Annotated in this window: 23 protein-coding genes and 1 pseudogene; 16 read left to right on the top strand and 8 right to left on the bottom strand. The window is 67.0% G+C overall.

The window, feature by feature from the left end; all coding sequences use genetic code 11:
* Positions 1 to 54: 54 nt before the first annotated feature.
* Together AWB95_RS23545 and AWB95_RS22305 are read right to left on the bottom strand one after the other, a co-directional pair.
* Positions 55 to 300 (bottom strand): DUF559 domain-containing protein, encoded by a 246-nt coding sequence (locus tag AWB95_RS23545; RefSeq protein WP_062540795.1) that lies wholly within the window; start codon positions 298 to 300, stop codon positions 55 to 57.
* A gap of 311 nt (positions 301 to 611) precedes the next feature.
* On the bottom strand, positions 612 to 1,325 hold the full coding sequence (locus tag AWB95_RS22305) for an NAD-dependent deacylase (RefSeq protein ID WP_062540794.1): 714 nt from the start codon (positions 1,323 to 1,325) through the stop codon (positions 612 to 614).
* A gap of 22 nt (positions 1,326 to 1,347) precedes the next feature.
* Between AWB95_RS22305 and AWB95_RS22300 the strand changes: the two genes are divergently transcribed.
* Entirely contained in the window at positions 1,348 to 1,713 is a 366-nt protein-coding gene (locus tag AWB95_RS22300; RefSeq protein ID WP_062540793.1) for an Rv1152 family transcriptional regulator, read from the top strand.
* On the opposite strand, the gene AWB95_RS22295 is transcribed toward AWB95_RS22300, so the two are convergent.
* Both AWB95_RS22295 and AWB95_RS22290 read right to left on the bottom strand, forming a co-directional pair.
* Positions 1,710 to 2,534: a class I SAM-dependent methyltransferase gene (locus tag AWB95_RS22295; RefSeq protein ID WP_062540792.1), complete on the bottom strand. Its 825-nt coding sequence runs from the start codon at positions 2,532 to 2,534 to the stop codon at positions 1,710 to 1,712. The two genes, AWB95_RS22300 and AWB95_RS22295, sit on opposite strands and share 4 nt — an antisense overlap.
* A gap of 25 nt (positions 2,535 to 2,559) precedes the next feature.
* On the bottom strand, positions 2,560 to 3,078 hold the full coding sequence (locus AWB95_RS22290) for a DUF1697 domain-containing protein (protein ID WP_062540791.1): 519 nt from the start codon (positions 3,076 to 3,078) through the stop codon (positions 2,560 to 2,562).
* A gap of 105 nt (positions 3,079 to 3,183) precedes the next feature.
* Between AWB95_RS22290 and AWB95_RS22285 the strand changes: the two genes are divergently transcribed.
* The 4 genes from AWB95_RS22285 to AWB95_RS22275 all read left to right on the top strand — a co-directional run bounded on the left by AWB95_RS22285 (position 3,184) and on the right by AWB95_RS22275 (position 4,617).
* The gene (locus tag AWB95_RS22285) at positions 3,184 to 3,627 is read left to right on the top strand and encodes a PPOX class F420-dependent oxidoreductase (protein ID WP_062540790.1); all 444 of its coding nucleotides are present in this window, start codon (positions 3,184 to 3,186) and stop codon (positions 3,625 to 3,627) included.
* Between the two features lie 17 nt (positions 3,628 to 3,644).
* A complete protein-coding gene (locus AWB95_RS23410; protein ID WP_099539634.1) occupies positions 3,645 to 3,803 on the top strand; it encodes a DUF5302 domain-containing protein in 159 nt (52 codons plus the stop codon).
* A gap of 101 nt (positions 3,804 to 3,904) precedes the next feature.
* Positions 3,905 to 4,474: an HhH-GPD-type base excision DNA repair protein gene (locus tag AWB95_RS22280; RefSeq protein WP_062540806.1), complete on the top strand. Its 570-nt coding sequence runs from the start codon at positions 3,905 to 3,907 to the stop codon at positions 4,472 to 4,474.
* A complete protein-coding gene (locus tag AWB95_RS22275) occupies positions 4,471 to 4,617 on the top strand; it encodes a hypothetical protein (RefSeq protein ID WP_007169078.1) in 147 nt (48 codons plus the stop codon). The genes AWB95_RS22280 and AWB95_RS22275 overlap by 4 nt, the downstream gene beginning before the upstream one ends.
* A gap of 78 nt (positions 4,618 to 4,695) precedes the next feature.
* Here the strand turns inward: AWB95_RS22275 and AWB95_RS22270 are convergent.
* Positions 4,696 to 5,659: pseudogene (locus AWB95_RS22270) on the bottom strand (Rv1157c family protein); the annotation flags it as partial.
* 27 nt (positions 5,660 to 5,686) lie between these two features.
* On the bottom strand, positions 5,687 to 6,337 hold the full coding sequence (locus AWB95_RS22265) for a hypothetical protein (RefSeq protein WP_062540591.1): 651 nt from the start codon (positions 6,335 to 6,337) through the stop codon (positions 5,687 to 5,689).
* Between the two features lie 88 nt (positions 6,338 to 6,425).
* On the opposite strand from AWB95_RS22265, the gene AWB95_RS22260 reads away from it, so the two are divergent.
* Entirely contained in the window at positions 6,426 to 7,724 is a 1,299-nt protein-coding gene (locus AWB95_RS22260) for a mannosyltransferase (protein WP_062540590.1), read from the top strand.
* On the opposite strand, the gene AWB95_RS22255 is transcribed toward AWB95_RS22260, so the two are convergent.
* Positions 7,711 to 7,995 (bottom strand): 4a-hydroxytetrahydrobiopterin dehydratase, encoded by a 285-nt coding sequence (locus AWB95_RS22255; RefSeq protein ID WP_062540589.1) that lies wholly within the window; start codon positions 7,993 to 7,995, stop codon positions 7,711 to 7,713. The genes AWB95_RS22260 and AWB95_RS22255 overlap by 14 nt on opposite strands.
* A 248-nt stretch (positions 7,996 to 8,243) precedes the next feature.
* Between AWB95_RS22255 and AWB95_RS22250 the strand changes: the two genes are divergently transcribed.
* On the top strand, positions 8,244 to 8,606 hold the full coding sequence (locus AWB95_RS22250) for a DUF2510 domain-containing protein (RefSeq protein WP_084707182.1): 363 nt from the start codon (positions 8,244 to 8,246) through the stop codon (positions 8,604 to 8,606).
* Between the two features lie 114 nt (positions 8,607 to 8,720).
* On the opposite strand, the gene AWB95_RS22245 is transcribed toward AWB95_RS22250, so the two are convergent.
* Positions 8,721 to 8,921, bottom strand: coding sequence for a hypothetical protein (locus AWB95_RS22245; protein ID WP_062540588.1), 201 nt, complete (start codon positions 8,919 to 8,921; stop codon positions 8,721 to 8,723).
* Positions 8,922 to 9,768: 847 nt separating this feature from the next.
* Between AWB95_RS22245 and AWB95_RS23405 the strand changes: the two genes are divergently transcribed.
* The 9 genes from AWB95_RS23405 to AWB95_RS22205 all read left to right on the top strand — a co-directional run bounded on the left by AWB95_RS23405 (position 9,769) and on the right by AWB95_RS22205 (position 22,032).
* Entirely contained in the window at positions 9,769 to 9,912 is a 144-nt protein-coding gene (locus AWB95_RS23405) for a hypothetical protein (RefSeq protein WP_157011550.1), read from the top strand.
* A gap of 305 nt (positions 9,913 to 10,217) precedes the next feature.
* Positions 10,218 to 10,610, top strand: a complete 393-nt coding sequence (locus AWB95_RS22240) for a (deoxy)nucleoside triphosphate pyrophosphohydrolase (protein ID WP_062540587.1) — start codon at positions 10,218 to 10,220, stop codon at positions 10,608 to 10,610.
* A gap of 449 nt (positions 10,611 to 11,059) precedes the next feature.
* Entirely contained in the window at positions 11,060 to 14,758 is a 3,699-nt protein-coding gene (locus tag AWB95_RS22235; protein WP_062540586.1) for a nitrate reductase subunit alpha, read from the top strand.
* Between the two features lies 1 nt (position 14,759).
* Complete coding sequence (gene narH / locus AWB95_RS22230; protein ID WP_062540585.1) at positions 14,760 to 16,373, top strand: nitrate reductase subunit beta; 1,614 nt, start codon at positions 14,760 to 14,762, stop codon at positions 16,371 to 16,373.
* On the top strand, positions 16,370 to 17,023 hold the full coding sequence (narJ, locus tag AWB95_RS22225; protein WP_062540584.1) for a nitrate reductase molybdenum cofactor assembly chaperone: 654 nt from the start codon (positions 16,370 to 16,372) through the stop codon (positions 17,021 to 17,023). Before narH ends, narJ begins: the two co-directional genes overlap by 4 nt.
* A 1-nt stretch (position 17,024) precedes the next feature.
* Positions 17,025 to 17,783, top strand: a complete 759-nt coding sequence (gene narI, locus AWB95_RS22220; RefSeq protein ID WP_062540583.1) for a respiratory nitrate reductase subunit gamma — start codon at positions 17,025 to 17,027, stop codon at positions 17,781 to 17,783.
* Between the two features lie 24 nt (positions 17,784 to 17,807).
* Positions 17,808 to 18,233: a MarR family winged helix-turn-helix transcriptional regulator gene (locus tag AWB95_RS22215; RefSeq protein ID WP_062540582.1), complete on the top strand. Its 426-nt coding sequence runs from the start codon at positions 17,808 to 17,810 to the stop codon at positions 18,231 to 18,233.
* On the top strand, positions 18,220 to 20,094 hold the full coding sequence (typA, locus tag AWB95_RS22210; protein WP_062540581.1) for a translational GTPase TypA: 1,875 nt from the start codon (positions 18,220 to 18,222) through the stop codon (positions 20,092 to 20,094). The genes AWB95_RS22215 and typA overlap by 14 nt, the downstream gene beginning before the upstream one ends.
* Positions 20,095 to 22,032: an ABC transporter family substrate-binding protein gene (locus AWB95_RS22205; RefSeq protein WP_085168653.1), complete on the top strand. Its 1,938-nt coding sequence runs from the start codon at positions 20,095 to 20,097 to the stop codon at positions 22,030 to 22,032. It begins immediately after the preceding gene.
* Positions 22,033 to 22,038: the final 6 nt, after the last annotated feature.

The raw sequence follows: 22,038 nt of genomic DNA, 5'->3' as shown, positions 1-22,038 counted from the left end.
GCTCATGGTGTGCCGGCACGCGCCACGCACGCACTGTGTGCAGGTTCGACGCCGCTACCGCAGGCTCGCGCGTCGAGAATCCAGCGCATCGCGGACCCGACGGATGATGTCGGCCGCGTGATCGCCGGCGACCACCCGGATGATGATCCAGCCAAGCCGTTCCAGCGCCTCGAGGCGTCGAATGTCTTTGGTGTATTGCCAGCCATCCAGCCGGTGTTGCTCACCGTCGTACTCCACAGCGATCATGACAGCCTCCCAGCCCATGTCGAGGTAGTACCTCTGCCCGGCGTCGGGATTCATGACCTCAATTTGGGTGGTCGGCCGAGGAAGGCCGACGAGCTGTCTGCGGCCACGTGCCCCGCGATGTCGGTCGGCGATGTCGGGCACTTGACCCCGGTCGCTTGGACAAGGGCGTCAAGGTGTGCCACTGCGGAACCGTGTGCACCGCGGCGAGCGATGTCGAATGCCGTGCGTTCGGGTGTCGTCACCGGCAGGCTGGCGACCACGCTGATCTCGTCGGCGCGCAGGCCAATGTCGTAGGTATGGATGCCCCGCGGCGGGCGGAGATCTGTGCACCAATCGCGATCTGTGCGCAGTTTCGGCGGCCTTAGCTAATCGAGCAGGGCGGGCAGGCGCTGCAGCAGCGTCGGCAGTGCCTTGCTGGCGGATTCCCGCACGGTCAGCGTGGCGCTGGGCGACAGTGGCGTCGGCTCCGGATTCACCTCGATCACGACCGCGCCGCGGGCCAGCGCCACGTCCGGCAGGCCGGCGGCCGGATAGACGATGCCGGAGGTGCCCACCACGACCAGCACGTCGGCGGCCGCGGTCGCCTCGACCGCCCGCTGCCATGGTTGCTCGGGCAGCGGCTCACCGAACCACACGATGTCGGGCCGAATCAGCCCGCCGCAGGAACAGGTCGGCGGCTCGACTTCCAGGGCCGGCTCGGGCATCTCGGGCAGTTCGCCGCTGTAGGGCTGATCACAAGCGGCACAACGGAATTCGAACAAACTGCCGTGCAGGTGGTGGACCGGCTTGCTGCCGGCGCGCTCGTGGAGATCGTCGACGTTCTGGGTGACGACGGTGACTTCGGCGTGGTCCTGCCAGGCGGCGACCGCGCGGTGCCCGGCGTTGGGTTCGACGCGGCTCACCAGGTAATGCCGCCACAGATACCATCCCCACACTCGTTCGGGATTTTGCAGCCATCCCTGCGTGCTGGACAGCTCATAGGGGTCGAACTTGGCCCACAGCCCGTTCTTGTCGTCGCGAAACGTCGGCACGCCGCTCTCGGCGGAGATTCCCGCACCGCTGAGCACCGTTACTCGCACACCCCCAACATAGACTGGCCAGGTGCGGTTGGGGGAGTGGCTACGGATCGACGAGCACGCGGGCCGGCCGTTGTTCGACCAGATCAGGACACAGATCATCGAGGCGATTCGAACCGGCACGTTACCGCCCGGCACCAGACTGCCCACTGTGCGGGAACTGGCGGGCGAACTCGGCCTGGCCGTCAACACCGTTGCTCGCACCTACCGTGAGCTTGAGGCGGCCGGAATCGTCGAAACCCGCCGGCGCTTCGGCACATTCGTCGCCCGTGCCGACCCGTCGGATAGCGCGATGGCCGCCGCGGCCCGCGCGTATGCCGACGTGGCACGCGGGCTCGGACTAGGCAAGGGTGAGGCGCTGCGCTACCTCGAGGCCGCGTTCGACGATTAGCCGAAGTCCAACAACGTCAGCGTCGGACGCAGTGCGGCCAGGGCGCGGGTTCGGTAGGTCATCGACAGCAGCGAGTTGAACACCCGCCCGCGGCCCTGCGGCGAATCCAGATCGCGCACCGCACGGACTCCCGGCACCGTGTTGACCAGATCGCCGGTCTCCGCGACCGACATGCTGAACGGCATCGGCGGCATCTTGTAGTGCAACGAGCTCCAATGCCCGCGTCGGGTAAACCAAGCGAATCCCGTCGGAGGCAGGTCGAACATCATCTGACCGCCGGGAAACCTCTTGGCGCACTCCCCGATAAGTGCCAACGCCTCCTCGGGTTGCAGGTACATCAGCAGGCCCTCGGCGGTGACGAACACGCCGTCTGACGCGTCGACGCGGTCCGCCCAGCTGTAGTCCAGCGCCGACTGGGCGCACATCGATATGCGGGACGATTCCGGCAGCAGCCGCGTGCGAAGATCGACCACTGGCGGCAAATCGACTGTCAGCCAACGGAATTGCGCATCCGGAATGGCGGCGTCCAAACGCCAGAAACTGGTTTGCAGGCCCTCGGCCAGCGCCACCACGGTGGCCGACGGATGCTGCTGCAGGTAGCTGCGGGTGTGGATGTCGAAGGCCAATGCGCGCAGTGCGATGCCCTGGTGGAGCGGGCCGAACTTTGCGAAATCGAAATCGATGGAGTCCGCCAGCGAGATAGCCACCGGGTCGTCGATGACCCCGTCGGGGCGGCGAGCCTCCCCGACGCGCGCGTGCAGCGTCAGAAGCGCGGTCTCGGAAACACCGGTCAGGCTAGGGGTTAGCTTGGCGAGGCTCATCGACGCTGACCCTACCTGTCGCGGGTCACCGCACGACGGTTTTAGCCAGCGTGCGCAGGTTGCGGGTGGTGGTGGACGACTTATAGCGCTTCTTGCCCATCGTCTTGCCGATGGTGCTGTTCAGCGTGTCGCCCTTGGCTACTTGCCAATAGATGACGCCGTCGCCGCGGGCGATCTTCTCCGCCGGCCCGGGGGTCAGCGCGGCCACTTGGTCGAGCACGTCGGGATCGGCGACCAGCGTGACGTAGGAGTGGTGCCCTTGCAATTCTGGTTCGAACGGGTAGGCATCGATGATGGCGCGCACCGTGTCGATGTCGTACACCAGCACCCACGCGTCGTAGCCGAACCTTTGCCGTAGTGCGGTCTCGGCAGTGGCGCGCACCGCATCGGCATCCTCGGGCGATTCCAGCAGGACGTTGCCGCTGGCCAGGATCGTGCGCACGTTCGCCAACCCGGCATCCGTCAGCGCCGCGGCCACCTCCGTCATCTTGAGGTTGACTCCGCCGACATTGACCCCGCGCAGGAACGCCGCATACCGCGTCATGCGCCGACCCTGAAAAGCCTGCGGCGGCAAGGATGAACCGTTCTCACGCGGTGATGCTAGCCGAATCGGGGTCTGCCGGCGGATTGGCGGGACTAGGCTTTCGGCATGGGACGCCAAGTGTTCGACGACAAGTTGCTGGCCGTGATCGCCGGGAACTCGATCGGAGTGCTGGCCACCATCAAACGCGACGGACGCCCCCAGCTGTCCAACGTGCAGTACTACTTCGACGCCCGGCGCAACGCGGTGCAGGTGTCGATCACCGAGCCACGGGCCAAGACCCGCAACCTGCGCCGTGACCCGCGGGCGTCGCTGCTGGTCAGTTCCGACGACGGGTGGTCCTATGCCGTCGCCGAAGGGACCGCGGAGCTGACACCGCCGGCGGCCGCGCCCGACGACGCCACTGTCGAGGGACTGATCACCTTGTACCGCAACATCGCCGGTGAACATCCGGACTGGGACGAGTATCGCCAGGCGATGGTCACCGATCGGCGGGTGCTGCTGACGATGCCGATCAGCCACGTCTACGGCATGCCGCCGGGCATGCGCTGATCGCGTACGCTGCCGTCATGGCCGAGGACGACACCAAACGCAAGTTCCGCGAAGCCCTGGACCGCAAGAACGCAAAGTCGGCCGGCGGATCGGCGCACAAGGACGGCGGCGCCAAGCAGTCACGGACCCACGGTCCGGTGGAGAACCGCCGGGAATTTCGCCGTAAGAGCGGTTAGCGCACAACGTTTTTCGCGCTGGCCCACACGTACGCCGACCACGGCTAGCACTTATGCCCGGCCGCAGTACGGCTCACCCGACACAGTTTTAGACTATGCGGGTGCCGAAGCTGCAGCTTGCCCAGGACCCGGCCGCCGACGCGTTGCTGAGCGAGAACCCCTTCGCACTGCTCGTCGGGATGCTGCTCGACCAGCAGGTGCCGATGGAAACCGCGTTCGCGGGCCCGAAGAAAATCGCCGACCGGATGGGCGGCTTCGACGCCGCCGACATCGCCGACTACGACCCGGACAAGTTCGCCGCATTGTGTTCGGAAAAGCCTGCGGTCCACCGCTTTCCGGGATCGATGGCCAAACGCATCCAGGCCCTGGCGCAGATCATCGTCGACCGCTACAACAGTGACGCGGCCGCGCTGTGGACCGCCGGCGACCCTGATGGAGCGGAGCTGCTGCGACGGCTCAAAGGCTTACCAGGATTCGGCGAGCAGAAGGCGCGCATCTTCCTGGCGCTGCTCGGCAAGCAGTACGGCGTGACACCGCCCGGCTGGCGGGAAGCGGCCGGTGACTACGGCAAGGCGGGCAGCCACATGTCGGTCGCCGACATCGTCGACGCCGGTTCGCTCGAGCAGGTTCGGTCCTACAAGAAGCAGATGAAGGGAAAGGCGGCGAAGTGAAGACACACCTGACGTGTCCGTGCGGAGAGGCCATCGTCGGCAAGGACGAAGACGAACTGGTCGAACTGACCCAGGCGCACCTGGCCAGCGTTCATCCCGGTCTGGAGTACGACCGCGACGCCATCCTGTTCATGGCCTACTAATAGCGCGCCGAGTGGCCAGTTATGGCACGCGAGAGGGGGCGAAAAGCGTGTCATAAGTAGCCACTCGGCATTATGCGGTTAGGGCACCACCGTCGAACCGATGGTGGGCATGAACTGGCACTGCTTGTCCTTGGTGGTGACCTGCCCGAAGATCGTCGACATGATGCTGCCCGAACCGGTGTCGGCGATGGCGGTCAACGTCGTCGGCCCGTCGGGGTTGATGTCCGGCTGCGGCTTGAGCGTGGCGCTGCCCGACTTGCCGTTGGTCAGGTTGACCCAGGTGACGTTCAACGGCAGCTTCTGCACGTCGGCTGGCCCGGGGGTGCCGACGGCCGTGAACACGTAGGCGGTCTGACCGGGTTGGGGTCCGGGCGTCGGGATCTTGGCCGGCCCGGCGACCGAAAGGGCAGTGGCGATGACGTTGCCGCCGTCGGCCGCGCAGCCCGTGCCGATCGACGGGTACATGAAGTCCTGCGTGGGCGGGCTGTCCGGGTTGTAGGTCGGGGCCGCAGCCGGAGCCGGCGCCTCGGCGGGCGGGGCCGGAGCGGGCACAGGTGCCGCTATCGGCGTGACGGCCGGCGTCGGAGCGGGTGCCGGCGCCGCCTCGGGTGCCGGGCCTGCCGCATGCGCGGGGTCGATACCCGTCGGCAGATGTGCTTGAGCACCAGGTTCCACGCCGACCGGCGGGGTGTGCGCCGTCGGGTCCTGCACGAACTGATTCACCGACGAAGCAACGCTTTTGGACTCTTCGGGCGCCGTCGGACTGTGACTGAACGCCGACGCGGCGGCCATCAACAGCTGCTGGGCCTGCTGCGGGTCGGCGGCGGCCTGCTGGATGATCGGGCTCAACTGGGTAAGTGCCGGCAGCCCAGGCATCTGCTGGGCGGGCAACGGCTGAGGTGCTGCGGGATCGGCAGCGGCGTTCGGGCAAAGGCCCAATGCGGCGGTCGATGCGACGGCTGCGGCAGCGATGCCACTGACCAGATTCCAAGTGCGTACCACGGTGTTTCTCCCGATCGTTGGTTGTGGTCGGCCGGCCAACCGAGCGTTGACCGGCCGACCGTGGGTGTCAGGGCAGGGCGGACAACGGGAACAGCAGTGGGTTGCTGGACGTGCCAGCCGCTGTGCCCGGAGCGGATACCGCTGTCGTGCCCTGTTGGATGCCGCGGGGCACCGGGACACCGCCCGGGGCCAGCGACGCCAGATCACCGGGCAGCGACAGGTGCTGGGGCAGCGGCACCGGACTGAACGGCACCTGCGGCAGGTTGAGCTGTGCCTGCGGCATCATCTGCGCGGGCCCGGTCGCCGGTGCAGTCGCCGGAACTGCCGGGGTAAGCCCCGGGATGCCCGTTGTCCCCGGCGCGGCCGGCGCCGTACCCGAAACGGGAGTGGTCGCGCCCGAAACCAGCGAGTTTGCGCCCGGGATGAGCGAGCCGGTTCCCGGAACGGAACTTGCGCCCGGCACCGATCCCGTCGGCGGTTGCGGTACCTGGATACCGGCACTGGCCAGCGGCGGCGGCGCGGGCGGCTGAGCCCCGAGCGCCGATGCCACGCTCTGCAGCATTTGCGGTGCATTGGCGGCGGTGCCGACGAGCTGTTGCCCGATGTCGGGAACCGGCACCGGCGCCGGGTCGGCATGGGCAATCCCGCCGGTCAACAACGCGGCCGACGAACCGACGACGACGGCGCCGGCACGTAACAATGTCCAAAAGGTTGGCATGACTCTCCCTGGGTCTCGACGACACATCCGGGCCTGATAGTTCGCGTGATGTCAGAGTGACTCAAGTGACACGTGTGGCGGTTATTCGATCGTTACGGCACCGAGCGGTGGCGGTGACCCGCCGCCGCGAGAAGGCCGCCGCCACGCAAGCCTCGCTACAGTCGGGCAGGTAGACACGACCTCGGCCGCCCCGGCGGCACCGACCACCCGTCGGCGGGCGATTGCGCCGCACGCCGCCGGGCCGTTGCTGCTGGTACTCAGCGTCGCCGCCCGATTGGCCTGGACGTACCTGACTCCCAACGGCGCCAACTTCGTCGACCTGCACGTCTACATCGGCGGCGCCGCCGCCCTCGACCATCCCGGCAGCTTATACAGCTACGTCTACGCCGATCAGACGCCGGATTTCCCGCTGCCGTTCACCTATCCGCCGTTCGCGGCGGTGGTCTTCTATCCGCTGCACCTACTGCCGTTCGGCGTGGTCGCCTTCTGCTGGCAGGTCGGGACCATGGCCGCGCTATACGGCGTGGTGCGTGTCAGCCAGCGACTGCTCGGCGTGGCGGCCCGCGAAGGCCATCGAGTCGCGATGCTCTGGACGGCGGTGGCGATCTGGATCGAGCCGCTGCGCAGCACCTTTGACTACGGACAGGTCAACGTGCTGCTGGTGCTGGCAGGGTTGTGCGCGGTCTACACCACCCGATGGTGGTTGTCCGGGTTGTTAGTCGGCACGGCGGCGGGGGTGAAGCTGACGCCGGCGATCACCGGTCTCTACTTCGTCGGTGCCCGGCGATGGGGCGCCGCGGTGTTCTCGGCCGTCGTCTTCCTGGGCACCGTCGCGGTGTCGGCGCTGGTGGTCGGCGACCAGGCCCGCTACTACTTCGCCGATCTCTTGCGGGACACCAAACGCGTCGGTCCGATCGGTACGTCGTTCAACCAGTCCTGGCGCGGCGGCATCTCCCGCATCGTCGGGCACGACGCCGGCTACGGCCCGCTGGTGCTGGCCGGTATCGCGGTCACCGCATTACTGGCCGTCCTGGCCTGGCGAGCGCTCGACAACGACCGACTCGGCCAACTGCTGGTCGTCGAGTTGTTCGGGCTGCTGCTCTCGCCGATTTCGTGGACGCATCACTGGGTGTGGTTGGTGCCCTTGATGATCTGGCTGATTCACGGCCCGCTGTCGGAGCTTCGCGGCGCCCGCATCCTTGGGTGGGGCTGGCTGGTGCTCACCCTCGTTGGCGTGCCGTGGCTGCTTAGCTTCGCCCAGCCGACCATCTGGCAGAGCGACCGGCCGTGGTATCTGGCCTGGGCCGGGCTGGTGTACATCGTTGCGACGCTGGCGACCCTGGCGTGGATCGCAACGACGGGACGGCGGACGGTCAGTCCCCGATAATCCCGTCGATATCGCGCGCCATGTCGATGTCGTTTTGCGTGATGCCGCCAGCCGAATGCGTTACCAGCGCGAAAGTCACTGTCCGCCAACGGATATCGATGTCAGGGTGATGATCCTTGGCTTCGGCGTGCTCGGCGACCCGGCGCACGGCGTCGATACCGTCGAGGAACGACGGAAACTTGATCGACCGGCGCAGGGCGCCGTCCTCGCGCTTCCAACCGTTGAGTTCGGGCAGTGCGGCGTCTACTTGCTCATCCGTTAACACAGCCATACGCCTGACAATACCGGTATAGCCACCAGGGGATTCCCAGCAATTCATGGTACCGGTGACCCCACATTATGCGTAAGGGTTTTCGGCGAAATCAGGCCCCCGCGGAGTATGAAGGCGTGCGTTACACCGACGCCGTTCCGCATCTGGAAACCCATTGTGGCGCAATGAATTATCTGCGAAGTGCCACCGCGTCCGCCTAAAATGTGGTAGTAGGTGGCGAGCGGTCAGCCGAGAAAGGGGATGGCGAGATGGAATTTTTGATTTTGTGGTGGATCGTCTTCGCCGTCGCGGCGGGCGGCATCAGCAACGCCAAGGGCCGCGGCTGGGGCTACGGCCTCGCGTGGGGTGGGTTGCTCGGGCTCATCGGGCTCATCGTAGTGATATGTACTCCCTCGGCTCGACCTTCTGCCGCCGCGGCGGCGCTACCGCCGCCACTGCCGCCACCCGTGTTGCCGCCTGCGGGGTGGTACCCAGACCCGGCGGGTAACCAGCGGTATTGGGACGGCCGCGCATGGTCACAGCTACCACCGCCACCCCCGGCGCCACCGCCCAGCTCAATCGCGCGCCCCATCGGCAAAGCGCAGCGGCACATCACAGGCGGTCAACCATGATCGACCGGCTGTACCCGCATGGCGCAGTCGCCGTCGGCATGGCAGGCGGCATCGCCTCCGTCGCCGAGATCATCGCCTTGGGCTACTGGCTGGCGTGAACGGCGGCGGGATGCCTCAACCGCCGCTTCGTTTTTCCAATTCGGCTAGCGCGTGCACCAGACCGTCTAGCACTCCGACGATGAGTTCGTCGCCGACCCTTGCTTTGATGCCGTATGCGAGCGGCGACTCATTGGGGTGTATGTCATCGAAGATGGCGTTGAGCCCGGCCTCGCTCTTCTCACGGGTCTCGTGGAGCTTGTCATATGGATCTGCCACGGCGCTTATGGTGCCTGACGTTGCCCTCCTTCGAGGGGCGATTCGCAGTCCCGTCCAAGTCCCACCACGTCCCCAGTCCGCCAGCGTCGCGGATCTCCTGGCGCATCTCGCGCCGTCGTCCGACCTTGTGAGCTTCGCGTAACGCCTTGCGAACCTACGGGAGCCTGGCTTCGACGGTGGCGGCATTGTCGCGGTAGGTCGTGCCGTCGCGGCGCATTCGCCGGGCGCGCCAGCCGTTAATCAAGTCATGGGTGCATTTTCCGGCGCCCAAGCGGGTAGGGGGCCCGAGGGGGAACCGAAGTTTAAACGGGGGTACAAATCCAAACCACCTTCGCCGGCGTCACCCATAAGCCCGGAAAAACTTTGCACCGCGCCACCACTCAGTGGCTCAACCTCGGCATCGCATATGCAAGCCGGGTTTGAGAGCCGGGCCCGCTGAGAACGCCGCACGGCTCCGAACGCAAGGTGGCAGTGTGGCGGGACAAGGCATTCGTCGATCTGCCGCCGCGAGTGCCGGTCACCGATTAATCTGTCAGCGCGCTCGGGTGTACCAACGTCCACTCATAAGGAGGGGTTTTCGTTGACACGGCAAAAGGCGTCGGTGTTGGTGGCCGCTACCATCGGGGCAGCGGTAGCTGCACTCAGCGCCTGTGCCCCGATAACCGACACCGACAAGAACTATCACGGGATAGTCAGTGATACCGGGGCGCCCATCAGTACCGTTTCCAGCCCTTCGGTGCCAGCGGTGCCGGTTACCATCACCGGCAGCGGCGAGCAGGGTTAAACGGCCGACCTGGTAGCCCACGGTTACACCGTCACCTACCAGGCATCCAGCTTTACGCTGATCGTGGCGCCGGTGCAGGCAGACGGCAGTGACGGCATTGCCCTGATCGATGCCATAGGGCAGGACCCATCCAGTGGCGTTTCCGGCACCACCACCTACCGCGCCACCGGGCGCACCACGTTCCACGTCTCCAACACCGAGGGGTAGTGGAGCCTGACCTTCAACCCGCTGTCATAAGCGGCATCCCGCCACGGTGCGAGTGTTCAGCTACGTCGTTGGCGGTTCCCCTAGGCCGACCCTCCACCGAGGCGCACCCGCACGTTGCGCCCAAACGCCTTGGTGAACCCAAGCCACGGCGACAGGCTCTGGCCATACGGCAGGCCATCCACCCAGAAGGCGACGGCACTACCCGCCACGTAGTAGCTATCCAGTACTACCTCAGGTAAACCCTCATTTGGGTGTGGCAACCCTACGGCCGCATAGCCATATACCGACGGTATACCGTCACGACGATGCGGAACCAGATCGTCGTGGCCGGTGCCGTCATCTCGGACGCGGCGGTATTGGTGGCACAACGGCATCGGCCCGCGGAGCTGGCCGGGCGCTGGGAACTGCCCGGCGGCAAGGTGATGGCAGGCGAGACCGAACCCGACGCGCTGGCCCGCGAACTGGCGGAGGAACTCGGCGTCGCCGTCGCGGTCGGCGAACGGCTGGGCGGCGATGTGGCGCTGAATGCGACGACGATCTTGCGGGCGTATCGGGTGAGTCTGTTGCGCGGCGAACCCCACCCGCATGACCATCGCGCGCTGCGCTGGATCACTCTGGCCGAGTTGCATGACATCGACTGGGTGCCCGCCGACCGAGAATGGTTGCCCGCGCTGGCTCGTGCGCTCGCACGCCGGTGATCGACGACATTCCAAGGCACCAAAAAATTCACAGGTGATTTGCAGGAAAGTCACAGAACAATCGAAGCAAGGCGCCGTCATTCCGTTTTTACAAAACTAAACGAAACATTAACCTTTACTTCTCGTGTTGGTAGTACGCCGGATGGTTTCCTGTAACGCGTGGGAGCGGCGACCTCGCCGAATGCCGGAGCACGCGCGGGCAGGGATCGGGGGGCGGCTATCAACACCCTCTCGGTCGACAGCGTGGCTGTGGCGATCCCTACGACCTATGCTGGGGGCCGGTTGCTGACCAGCGTGCGGGCCGCCGAGGGTGATGGCCACGCCGAGGCTGGTCGGACGGGTCGGCGAGATCGTCGTCGAGTCGCTGACCAATCCGGGAGACACGACGACGGGGCACTACGCCCACAACCGAGCGACGAGGCGCGCCGCTACTTGTGAGGAGGTCCTCCTTGACTGTCACGCCCCACGTCGGAGGCCCTCTCGAGGAGTTGTTGGAGCGCAGCGGCCGCTTCTTCACGCCTGGCGAGTTCTCCGCCGACCTGCGCACGGTCACCCGCCGTGGCGGTCGGGAGGCTGACGTCTTCTACCGGGACCGCTGGAGCCACGACAAAGTGGTGCGCTCGACGCACGGCGTCAACTGCACCGGGTCGTGCTCGTGGAAGATCTACGTCAAAGACGGCATCATCACCTGGGAAACCCAGCAGACCGACTATCCATCGGTGGGCCCGGAACGGCCCGAATACGAGCCGCGGGGCTGTCCACGCGGCGCCTCATTCTCCTGGTACAGCTACTCGCCGACCCGCGTTCGCTACCCGTACGCGCGCGGCGTGCTGGTCGAGATGTTCCGCGAAGCCAAGGCCCGGCTAGGCGACCCGGTGCTGGCCTGGGCCGACATCCAGGCCGACCCCGAACGCCGTCGGCGCTACCAGCGGGCCCGCGGCAAGGGTGGTCTGGTCCGGGTGTCCTGGGCCGAAGCCACCGAGATGATCGCCGCCGCCCACGTGCACACCATCAAGACCTACGGGCCGGACCGGGTCGCCGGCTTCTCACCGATCCCGGCCATGTCGATGGTCTCGTACGCCGCCGGCTCGCGGTTCTTCGAGCTGATCGGCGCCCCGATGACGTCGTTCTACGACTGGTACGCCGACCTGCCGGTGGCCTCACCGCAAGTCTTCGGTGACCAGACCGACGTGCCCGAGTCCGGTGACTGGTGGGACGCAGCGTATTTGATGATGTGGGGCTCCAACGTCCCGATCACCCGCACACCGGACGCGCACTGGATGGCCGAGGCCCGCTATCGCGGTACCAAGGTGGTCACGGTCAGCCCGGACTACGCCGACAACACCAAGTTCGCCGACGAGTGGATTCCCTGCGCCGCCGGGGCCGACGGGGCGCTGGCCATGGCGATGGGCCACGTCATCCTCTCGGAATGCTATGTGGCTCAGCAGGTTCCGTTCTTCCTCGACTACACCCGCCAATACACCGACCTGCCGTTCCTGATCAAGTTGGAACAGCGCGGCGACACGTTGGTGCCGGGCAAGAATCTGACCGCGGCCGACATCGGCGAGGCCGTCGAGAACGCGGCCCTCAAGCCGGCGCTGCTGGACGAGGCCACCGACACCGTGGTGGTGCCGCACGGCTCGTTGGGTTTCCGCTACGGCGAGGACGGCGTCGGCAAGTGGAATCTCGACCTCGGCAGCGTCGTACCGGCGCTCACCGTGCAACATCCCGCCGCCACCAACGGCGATCGCAGGACCGCGCTCGTCTCGCTGCCGAGCTTCGACACGATCAACGGCGAAGGCACCACGGTGACGCGCGGTGTGCCGGTACGCCAGGTCGGTAATCACTTGGTGTGCACGGTGTTCGACCTGATGCTGGCGCACTATGGGGTTGCGCGGCCCGGGCTGCCCGGCGAATGGCCCACCGGCTACGACGACGCCACCTACCCGAACACGCCGGCCTGGCAAGAGACGATCACCGGGGTGTCGTCCGGGCAGGTCATCCGCGTCGCACGCGAATTCGCCCGCAGCGCCGAGGAATCCGGTGGCCGGTCGATGATCATCATGGGCAGCGGTATCTGTCAGTGGTTCCACGGCGACACGATCTACCGTGCGGTGCTGGCGCTGTTGATGCTGACCGGGTCGATGGGACGCAACGGCGGCGGCTGGGCCCACTACGTGGGCCAGGAGAAGGTGCGCCCGCTGACCGGCTGGCAGACGATGGCGATGGCCACCGACTGGGTGCGTCCGCCGCGGCAGGTGCCCGGCGCGTCGTACTGGTATGTGCACACCAACCAGTGGCGCTACGACGCCTACGGAGCCGACAAGTTGGCCAGCCCGCTGGGCCGGGGACGGTTCGCCGGCAAGCACACCATGGACCTGTTGGCGTCGTCGACGGCAATGGGCTGGAGCCCGTTCTATCCGCAGTTCGACCGCTCCAGCCTCGATGTCGCCGACGAGGCACGCGACGCAGGACGCGACGTGATCGAGTACGTGGCCGAACAGCTCGGTCAGCGGAAACTGAAGCTCGCCGTCACCGACCCGGACAATCCGGTGAACTGGCCTCGGGTGCTTACGGTTTGGCGGGCCAACCTGATCGGATCGTCGGGCAAGGGCGGCGAGTACTTCCTTAAGCACCTGTTGGGAACCGACTCCAACGTGCTGGGCGACCCACCGGCTGACGGGGTGCGGCCGGTCGATGTCGCGTGCGACCGGGAGATTCCGGAGGGCAAGCTCGACCTGCTGATGTCGATCGACTTCCGGATGACCTCGACGACGCTGGTGTCGGATCTGGTTCTGCCGGCGGCGACTTGGTACGAGAAGGCCGACCTGTCCAGCACCGACATGCACCCGTACGTGCATTCGTTTAGCGCGGCCACCGATCCGCCGTGGGAGACCCGCACCGACTACGACGCGTTCGGCGCCATCGCCCGCGCCTTTTCCGCGATGGCCAAGAAGCATCTGGGCACGCGCACCGACGTGGTGCTCACCGCGCTGCAGCACGACACCCCGGATGCGATGGCCTATCCCGATGGCACGGAACGGGATTGGCTGCACACCGGCGAGACGCCGGTGCCGGGCAAGACGATGGCAAAGCTCACCGTGGTGGAGCGCGACTACACCGCGATCTACGACAAGTGGCAGACGCTGGGCCCGCTGGTCGACAAGTTCGGGCTGACCGTCAAGGGCTACACCGTGCATCCTCATCAAGAGGTCAAGGAACTTGCCGCGAAGTTCGGGGTGATGAATTCCGGTGCCGGCCAAGGCCGCCCGGCGATCACCACGGCCCAGCGGATGGCCGACGTGGTGCTGCTGCTTTCGGGCACCACCAACGGGCGACTGGCCGTGGAGGGTTTCCGCGAGCTGGAAAAACGCACCGGGCAGCGGCTGGCCTACCTCGCCGAGGGCAGTGAGGAAAAACGCGTCACCTACGCCGACACCCAGGCGCGCCCGGTCCCGGTGATCACCAGCCCGGAGTGGTCGGGCAGCGAGACGGGCGGGCGCCGCTACGCGCCGTTCACCGTCAACATCGAAAACCTCAAGCCGTTTCACACGCTCACCGGGCGGATGCACTTCTACCTGGCCCACGACTGGGTCGAGGAGCTCGGCGAGCATCTCCCGGTGTTCCGTCCGCCGCTGGACATGACACGGCTGTTCGGTCAGCCGGAGCTCGGCCCGACCGAGGACGGGATCGGTTTGACTGTGCGGTATCTGACCCCGCACTCGAAGTGGTCGTTTCACTCCACCTATCAGGACAACCTCTACATGCTGTCGCTGTCGCGGGGCGGACCGACCATGTGGATGAGCCCGGGCGACGCAGCGAAAATCAATGTGCGCGACAACGATTGGGTGGAAGCCGTCAACACCAACGGTGTCTTCGTCTGCCGGGCGATCGTGTCGCACCGGATGCCCGACGGGGTGGTGTTCGTCTATCACGTGCAGGAACGCACCGTCGACACACCGCGCAGCGAGACCACCGGCAAACGCGGCGGTAACCACAACGCGCTGACCCGGGTGCGGATCAAGCCCAGTCACCTGGCCGGCGGCTACGGCCAGCACGCGTTTGCGTTCAACTACATGGGCCCGACCGGCAACCAGCGCGACGAGGTGACCGTGGTGCGCCGCCGCAGCCAAGAGGTGACGTACTGATATGAAGGTCATGGCTCAACTTGCGATGGTGATGAACCTCGACAAGTGCATCGGCTGCCACACCTGCTCGGTGACCTGCAAGCAGGCCTGGACCAATCGCCCCGGCACCGAATACGTCTGGTTCAACAACGTCGAAACCCGGCCGGGCCAAGGCTACCCGCGTACCTATGAGGACCAGGACCGCTGGCGCGGCGGATGGATCCGCGACAAGAAGGGCCGGTTGCGCTTGCGCGACGGCGGGCGGCTGGCCAAACTGTTGCGGATCTTCGCCAACCCCAGGCTGCCGGGGATCAACGACTACTACGAGCCGTGGACGTACGACTACGAGAACCTGACCTCGGCACCGTTGGGCGACACGCTTCCGACAGCGGCACCGCGCAGCCAGATCACCGGTGAGCCGATGAAGATCGAGTGGGGCCCGAACTGGGACGACAACCTGGCGGGCTCGGCGCAGACCATGGCCAAGGACCCGATCCTGAAGAAGGTCAGCGACGAGGTCAAGGAAAAGCTCGAAGAAACCTTCATGTTCTACCTGCCGCGGATCTGCGAGCACTGTCTCAACCCGTCGTGCGTGGCGTCGTGCCCCTCGGGGGCGATGTACAAGCGCAGCGAGGACGGCATCGTGCTGGTCGACCAGGACCGCTGTCGCGGCTGGCGGATGTGCGTGTCGGGATGCCCTTACAAGAAGGTGTATTTCAACCACAAGACCGGCAAGGCCGAAAAATGCACGCTGTGCTACCCGCGCATGGAGGTAGGTCTGCCGACGATCTGTTCGGAAACCTGCGTGGGCCGGCTGCGCTACCTCGGGTTGGTGCTCTACGACGCCGACAAGGTGCTGGAAGCGGCGTCGGTGGAAAACGACGCCGATCTCTACGAGGCGCAGTGTGAAATCCTGCTGGACCCCAACGACCCTGAGGTGATCGCGGCCGCCAAGGCGGAAGGCATTTCCGACGACTGGCTCGAGGCCGCGCAGCGATCGCCGGTCTACGCGTTGATCAACACCTACAAGGTGGCGCTGCCGCTGCATCCGGAATACCGGACCATGCCGATGGTTTGGTACATCCCGCCGCTGTCGCCGGTGGTCGACGCGGTCAGCCGCGACGGCCACGACGGCGAAGACGTCGGCAATTTGTTCGGCGCCATTGAGGCGTTGCGCATCCCGATCGCCTACCTGGCCGAGCTGTTCACCGCCGGTGACACCAAGCCCGTCGACGACGTGCTGCGCCGGCTGGCCGCGATGCGTTCCTACATGCGCGACATCAACCTGGGCCGCGACACCCAGCCACACATTCCGGCATCCGTCGGCATGACCGAAGAGCAGATCTACGAGATGTACCGGCTGCTTGCTATCGCGAAATACGAAGAGCGCTACGTCATCCCGACCGCCTACACCGGCGAGATCCCCGCGGCGGCGCACGATTTGGAATGCTCGTTGTCCGGCGACGGCGGTCCGGGGATGTACGAGGGGGGTCCGTTCGCCAGCCCGACTGACGGTCCTGTGCCGGTCGCTGTCGAAAGCTTCCACGCGACGCGTCCACGTTCGCGGATGAACCTGCTGAATTGGGACGGCGGCGGCGTGCCGGCCGGGATGTTTCCCGAAGAGCAAAAGCAATGAAGCTGCTGAGCAGGTCGCGGGGGCCCGCGCTGGCCGACCGATTGGTGTGGCAGGCGGCCTCTCTGCTGCTGGCCTATCCCGACGAACACCGCGACCAGCGGCTCGACACCGTCGAGGGGCTGCTGAGCCACATCGACGGGCCGACGCGAAAGCTGCTGGCGCGCACGGTTACTGCGTTGCGGGCCGCCGACCCGCTGGCCGCCGCCGCCGACTATGTCGAAACCTTCGACATGCGCCGCCGCTCGACGATGTATCTGACCTACTGGACCGCCGGCGACACTCGCAACCGCGGCCGCGAGATGCTGGCGTTCGCGAGCGCCTACCGCGAAGCGGGCGTCGAGCCGCCGAAAAGCGAAGCGCCGGACCACTTGCCGGTGGTGCTGGAGTTCGCCGCCACCGTCGACCCCGAGGCGGGCCGGCGGCTGCTGATCGAGCATCGAGTGCCCATCGACGTGCTCCTGCAAGCCTTGACCGAAGCGCAGTCACCCTACGCCCACGCCATCGCCGCCGTGTGTGAGACGCTGCCGCCGGTCACCGACCAGGACGTGCAGCGCGCGCGTCGGCTCGCCGAATCCGGTCCGCCTGCCGAAGCCGTTGGGCTGCAACCGTTCACATTGACCGTGCCACCCAAGCGAACCGGCGGGAACTGAATTGGCCAATACCAAACTGCTCGAGGTCTTCTGGGACGTGGCGCCCTACGTCTCGCTGTCGATCGCCGGGGTCGGCACCTGGTGGCGCTACCACTACGACCAGTTCGGCTGGACCAGCCGCTCCTCACAGATCTACGAATCGCGGCTGCTGTCGATCGGCAGCCCGCTTTTCCATTTCGGCAGCCTGGTGGTGATCATGGGCCACGTCGTGGGCCTGTGCATTCCCGAGTGGGTGACCGAGGACATCGGGATGAGCGACCACTTCTACCACCTGCAGGCGCTGATACTCGGCGTTCCCGCCGGCATCGCCGCGCTGATCGGGATCGGGTTGCTGATCTACCGGCGATGGCGCAGCGGACCGGTGCGCCTTGCCACCAGCCTGAGCGACAAGCTGATGTACCCGGTGCTGGTGGCCGCGATGGTGGCCGGCATGAGTTGCACGCTGATGGGCGCGACGCACTACGGCGAGCTACACGACTACCGCCAGAACGTGTCGATCTGGTTCCGGTCGATCTTCATCCTGGACCCGCGTGGCGACCTGATGATCCAGGCGCCGCTGTATTTCCAGGTGCACGCGACGATCGCACTGGCGCTGTTTGCGCTGTGGCCGTTCACCCGGCTTGTGCACGCCTTCAGTGCGCCGGTCGCCTACCTGTTCCGGCCCTACATCGTCTACCGCAGCCGCGACGCGGTTCGCGGCCGCGACGCGGGGGAGAAGAACCAGCTGGTGGGCTCGGCGCCGCGACGCCGCGGCTGGTAGCTCGAGCGTCATATCGTGGCAGATATGGGTCTGCCCGACGACGTCTACGCACGGTTGCTGCGGCTACGGACCGAGTTGCGCCGGTTCGAGCGATGGAGCGCCGAGCAGGCCCAGGCTGCCGGCCTCACACCCATGCAGCACCAGCTGCTGCTGGCGATCCGCGGCCATGCCGACCGGCGCGGGCCCACGATCGGGGATGTCGCGGAGTACCTGCTGCTACGCCACCACAGCGCCGGTGAGCTGATCCAGCGGGCCGAGGCCGCCGGGCTGGTGGCGCGGGTGCGCGACAGCGACGATCACCGAGTGATCCGCCTGCAGCTCACCGATGACGGTGCCGAGCGCCTCGAGGCGCTGACCGCGATGCATGCCGAAGAGGTCGAACGGCTCAGCATCGGCCAGATTGGGCGAGAAGCCGGCAGCCTGGCAGAATCGCCCGGTGCAATTCCGTAACGTCGCCATCGTCGCGCACGTCGACCACGGCAAGACCACCCTGGTCGACGCCATGCTGCGGCAGTCGGGAGCGCTGCACGAACGAGGCGGCCTGACCGAACGCGTGATGGACACCGGCGACCTGGAGCGGGAAAAGGGCATCACGATCCTGGCCAAGAACACCGCCGTGCACCGCCACCACCCGGACGGCAGCGTGACCGTGATCAACGTCATCGACACGCCCGGCCACGCCGACTTCGGCGGCGAAGTGGAGCGCGGGCTGTCGATGGTCGACGGGGTGCTGCTGCTGGTCGACGCCTCCGAGGGTCCGCTGCCGCAGACCCGGTTCGTGCTGCGCAAAGCGCTGGCCGCGCATCTGCCGGTGATTCTCGTCGTCAACAAGACCGACCGGCCCGACGCCCGGATCGCCGAAGTAGTCGAGGCCAGCCACGACCTGCTGCTCGACGTCGCCGCGGATCTCGACGACGAGGCCGCCAAGGCCGCCGAGGAAGCACTCGGGTTGCCGACGCTGTACGCGTCCGGGCGCGCCGGGGTGGCCAGCACGGTGCAGCCCGCCGACGGGCAGGTGCCCGACGGCGACAACCTCGATCCGCTGTTCGACGTTCTGCTGCAACACATTCCACCGCCGTCCGGTGACCCGGACGCGCCGCTGCAGGCGCTGGTGACCAACCTGGATGCGTCGGCGTTCCTCGGCCGGCTGGCGTTGGTCCGCATCTACAACGGCCGGCTGCGCAAGGGCCAACAGGTGGCCTGGCTGCGCGAGATCGGTCCCGGCACTGCGAAGATCACCGAGCTGCTGGCCACCGAGGGCGTCGAGCGCTCACCGACCGAGGAGGCCGTCGCCGGCGATATCGTCGCCGTCGCCGGCATCCCGGACATCATGATCGGGGATACGCTCGCCGACCTTGTGGAACCGAAAGCGTTGCCGCGCATAACTGTTGACGAGCCGGCGATCTCGGTCACCATCGGGACCAACACCTCGCCGCTGGCGGGCAAGGTGCCCGGGCACAAGCTGACTGCGCGAATGGTCAAGTCGCGGTTGGACACCGAGCTAGTAGGCAACGTGTCGATTCGGGTGCTCGACATCGGCCGCCCCGACGCCTGGGAGGTCCAGGGCCGTGGCGAGCTGGCGCTGGCCGTGCTCGTCGAGCAGATGCGCCGGGAGGGTTTCGAGCTGACCGTCGGCAAGCCGCAGGTGGTGACCAAGACCATCGACGGCAAGCTGCACGAGCCGTTCGAGGCGCTGACCATCGACTGCCCCGAGGAGTACGTCGGCGCGATCACCCAGCTGATGGCCGCCCGCAAGGGCCGCATGGTGGAGATGGCCAACCACGCAACAGGTTGGGTACGAATGGATTTCGTGGTTCCCAGCCGCGGGCTGATCGGATGGCGCACTGACTTCCTCACCGAGACCCGCGGCACCGGCATCGGCAACGCGGTGTTCGACGGCTACAAGCCGTGGGCCGGCGAGATCCGGGCCCGCCACACCGGGTCGCTGGTCTCCGACCGCTCCGGCACCATCACGCCGTTCGCGCTGCTGCAGTTGGCCGACCGCGGGCAGTTCTTCGTCGAGCCCGGGCAGGACACCTACGAGGGCATGGTCGTCGGCATCAACCCTCGGCCCGAAGACCTCGACATCAACGTCACCCGCGAGAAGAAGCTGACCAACATGCGCTCGTCGACCGCCGACGTCATCGAGACGCTGGCCAAACCGATCGAGCTCGACCTCGAGCAGGCCATGGAGTTCTGCGGGCCCGACGAGTGCGTCGAGGTGACACCGGAGGTGGTGCGCGTCCGCAAGGTCGAACTGAACGCCACCGCTCGGGCCCGCAGCCGCGCCCGCGCCAAGGCCCGGGCGTAGATGGGGCTATCGCCCAGACCACATCCCGATACCCTGTGGGGCGTGCCGAAACCAGCCCGCCGCACCCGGTTCCGGATCGGCGCGCTGATCTCGTCGTTGGCGCTGCTGGTCTCGGGCTGCACGGTTAGCCCGCCGCCGGCGCCGCAGAGCACCGAGACGTCGAAGAGCACCGCTCCGCCGCCGCATCGGGTCACGCAGATCATCATGGGCATCGACTCGATTGGCGCCGGTTTCAATCCGCACCTGGTGTCCGATCTGTCGGCGGTCAACGCGGCGATCAGTGCGCTGGTGCTGCCGAGCGCGTTCCGGCCCGTGCCTGACCCGAACACCCCGACCGGGTCGCGCTGGGAGATGGACCCGACGCTGCTGGTGTCGGCGGACGTGACCAACGACAACCCGTTCACGGTCACCTACAAGATCCGGCCCGAGGCGTCGTGGACCGACAACGCGCCGATTGCCGCCGACGACTTCTGGTACCTGTGGCGCCAGATGGTCGGCCAGCCCGGTGTGGTGGACCCGGCCGGCTACGACCTGATCACCGGCGTGCAGTCGATCGACGGCGGCAAGCAGGCCGTGGTCACGTTCTCCCGGCCGTATCCGGCCTGGCGGGAGCTGTTCAGCAACATCCTGCCGGCCCACATCGTCAAGGACGTGCCGGGCGGTTTCCCCGCCGGGCTGGTGCGTGCCCTGCCGGTCACCGGCGGACAGTTCAGGGTGGAAAACATCGACCCGCAGCGCGACGAAATCCTGCTCGCCCGCAACGACCGGTACTGGGGCCCGCCGGCCAAGCCGGACCTGATCCTGTTCCGGCGGGCGGGGGCGCCGGCGGCGCTGGCCGATTCCATCCGCAACGGCGATACCCAGGTGGCTCAGGTGCACGGCGGTTCGGCGGCCTTCGCGCAGCTGTCGGCGATCCCGGACGTGCGGACCGCCCGGATCATGACGCCGCGGGTCATGCAGCTCACGCTGCGCGCGAACGTGTCCAAGCTGGCGGATTCCCAAGTGCGCAAAGCGATTTTCGGGCTTCTCGACGTCGACCTGCTCGCCGCCGTGGGCGCCGGCAGCGACAATACCGTCACGCTGGACCAGGCGCAGATCCGCTCGCCGAGTGACCCCGGCTATGTGCCGACCGCGCCGCCGGCGATGAGCCAGGCGACGGCGCTGGGGCTGCTGCAGGCGGCCGGGTACCAGATCGAAAACGACACTTCGCCGGCGGTGACGCCACCGGATGGAGCCGCCCCGGCGACCACCGGGCCGCCGGAGGTCACCCGCGGGCGGATCAGCAAGGACGGAAACCAGCTGTCCCTGGTCATCGGTGTGGCGTCGAACGACCCGACGGCGGTCGCCGTCGCCAACACCGCGGCCGACCAGTTGCGCAACGTCGGCATCGCCGCGACCGTGCTGGGCCTGGACCCGGTTGTGCTGTACCGCGACGCGCTGATCGACAACCGGGTCGACGCCATCGTCGGGTGGCGCCAAGCCGGCGGAAACCTGGCGACGCTGCTGGCCTCGCGGTACGGCTGCCCCGCGCTGGAGGCGACGGCGGTGTCGACGTCGGCCCCGCCGCCGGCCCCGGCGTCGGACACGTCGCCGACATCCAGGCCGGCACCGGCCCCCACCGCCAAAAGCACGACGCCGACCACGGCCAGCCGCACACCCGAGCCCGGGGCGCTGGTGCAGGCGCCGTCGAACATCACCGGCATCTGCGACCACAGCATCCAGTCGAATATCGACGCCGCGCTGGGCGGCACCAAGAACATCAACGACGTGATCAACGCCGTCGAGCCGCGACTGTGGAACATGTCGACGGTGCTGCCGATCCTGCAGGACACCACGATCGTTGCGGCCGGTCCGAGCGTGCTTAATGTGAGCCTGTCCGGTGCGGTGCCGGTCGGCATCGTCGGCGACGCCGGGCAGTGGGTGAAGACTGCGCAGTAATTACGT

The sequence above is a fragment of the Mycobacterium celatum genome, from assembly GCF_002101595.1.
Classification (GTDB): Bacteria; Actinomycetota; Actinomycetes; order Mycobacteriales; family Mycobacteriaceae; genus Mycobacterium; species Mycobacterium celatum.
This window is presented reverse-complemented; position numbering and strand designations above follow the sequence as displayed.

Coding starts and splice junctions, on each gene's coding strand:
- AWB95_RS23545 (WP_062540795.1), bottom strand. CDS start 300: ATGAATCCCGACGCCGGGCAGAGGTACTACCTCGACATGGGCTGGGAG.
- AWB95_RS22295 (WP_062540792.1), bottom strand. CDS start 2,534: ATGAGCCTCGCCAAGCTAACCCCTAGCCTGACCGGTGTTTCCGAGACC.
- AWB95_RS22290 (WP_062540791.1), bottom strand. CDS start 3,078: ATGACGCGGTATGCGGCGTTCCTGCGCGGGGTCAATGTCGGCGGAGTC.
- AWB95_RS22285 (WP_062540790.1), top strand. CDS start 3,184: ATGGGACGCCAAGTGTTCGACGACAAGTTGCTGGCCGTGATCGCCGGG.
- AWB95_RS23410 (WP_099539634.1), top strand. CDS start 3,645: ATGGCCGAGGACGACACCAAACGCAAGTTCCGCGAAGCCCTGGACCGC.
- AWB95_RS22265 (WP_062540591.1), bottom strand. CDS start 6,337: ATGCCAACCTTTTGGACATTGTTACGTGCCGGCGCCGTCGTCGTCGGT.
- AWB95_RS22255 (WP_062540589.1), bottom strand. CDS start 7,995: ATGGCTGTGTTAACGGATGAGCAAGTAGACGCCGCACTGCCCGAACTC.
- AWB95_RS22250 (WP_084707182.1), top strand. CDS start 8,244: ATGGAATTTTTGATTTTGTGGTGGATCGTCTTCGCCGTCGCGGCGGGC.
- AWB95_RS22240 (WP_062540587.1), top strand. CDS start 10,218: ATGCGGAACCAGATCGTCGTGGCCGGTGCCGTCATCTCGGACGCGGCG.
- narH (WP_062540585.1), top strand. CDS start 14,760: ATGAAGGTCATGGCTCAACTTGCGATGGTGATGAACCTCGACAAGTGC.
- narJ (WP_062540584.1), top strand. CDS start 16,370: ATGAAGCTGCTGAGCAGGTCGCGGGGGCCCGCGCTGGCCGACCGATTG.
- AWB95_RS22215 (WP_062540582.1), top strand. CDS start 17,808: ATGGGTCTGCCCGACGACGTCTACGCACGGTTGCTGCGGCTACGGACC.
- AWB95_RS22205 (WP_085168653.1), top strand. CDS start 20,095: ATGGGGCTATCGCCCAGACCACATCCCGATACCCTGTGGGGCGTGCCG.